This window comes from Bifidobacterium sp. UBA6881, from assembly GCA_002451435.1.
Classification (GTDB): domain Bacteria; phylum Actinomycetota; class Actinomycetes; order Actinomycetales; family Bifidobacteriaceae; genus Bifidobacterium.
Genome location: DKCF01000050.1, coordinates 35,206 through 36,313, shown reverse-complemented (window position 1 = coordinate 36,313; position 1,108 = coordinate 35,206). Strand labels below are relative to the sequence as shown.

Below are 1,108 nucleotides of genomic sequence, written 5' to 3'. Positions count from 1 at the left end.
CGCTTCATCTCCGGTCTGCCGCATGGCGCGTTCTTCGGCACGGCGACGCTGATCGCGAAGACATTGGCGGACAAGGGCAAGGAGGCGCAGTCCGTCTCGATGATGGTGACCGGGCAGACGGTGGCCAACATGCTGGGCGTGCCCGCGGGAACGTTGCTTTCCGAGTCGCTTTCCTGGCGCCTCGCGTTCGCGATCCTCGCCGGCTGGGCCCTGATGACGATGGCGTTGACGTTCGCCTGGGTGCCGTTCGTCGCCCCGATCAAGGACGCCGGCATCAAGGGGCAGTTCCGCCCGCTCACCCATATCGGCCCGTGGTTCATTCTGCTGGCCGTGTTCTTCGGCAATTCCGGCATCTTCTGCTGGTGGAGCTACATTTCGCCATGGCTGCAGAAGACCGGCGGATGGCCTTCCGCATTGGTTCCGATGCTGATGGTGCTGGCCGGCTTCGGCATGGTGCTCGGCGGCATCGCCGGCGGCAAGCTGACCGATTGGTGGAAAGCCGGCGCGACCGCCGCGTTGTCGCAGTTCATCGCGACATGCGGATTGCTGCTGGTGTTCTTCGTACCGGGCAATCATGTGACCACGGCGTTCCTGACGCTGCTCATCGGTTTCGCGATGTTCTTCTGCTCGTCCCCGCAGCAATTGCTGATGGTGCGTGCAGGCGAAGGCGGCGGCGAGCTCATCACCGGCGCCGCGGTGCAGATCGCCTTCAACTTCGGCAATGCGGTCGGCTCGATCGTCGGCGGTCTGGCGCTGAACGTGAGCGCGATGAACTATCACTTCACCGGAATTGCGGGAGCTCCGATCACCCTGCTCGCCGTGATTTCCCTGGTGATCTACTCGCGCCGCTACGAAACCCATACGGGCGCCGCCGAACGTATGCGCGAAGTGCAGGTCTGACGATTCGCCGAATCCGTCCAATCATGATGCTTTATCTTCAAAAGCCGACGTCGTGTTCTCGACGCCGGCTTTTTTGAGAGCAACATCACCCCTGCCGACAGCACGTGCTTTCGGGAACCGCGTTACATTGGAACCAGTCAGAAAAACCGATGGTTGGGAGACGGCATGACCGACAACGATGTCTTCAATGCGAACAAAGCCGATGCGG

Annotated in this window: 1 protein-coding gene and 1 pseudogene (1 of these 2 cut by a window edge); one reads left to right on the top strand and one right to left on the bottom strand. The window is 61.8% G+C overall.

The genetic code is table 11. The annotated features are described in order from the left end of the window. Window positions 1-900 (top strand): annotated as a pseudogene (locus B3C64_RS04355) (MFS transporter); it begins 296 nt to the left of the window's first position. Window positions 901-921: 21 nt separating this feature from the next. Here the strand turns inward: B3C64_RS04355 and B3C64_RS04350 are convergent. Beyond that, on the bottom strand, window positions 922-1,108 hold a 187-nt coding region (locus tag B3C64_RS04350), incomplete at its 5' end, for a hypothetical protein (RefSeq protein ID WP_291533986.1).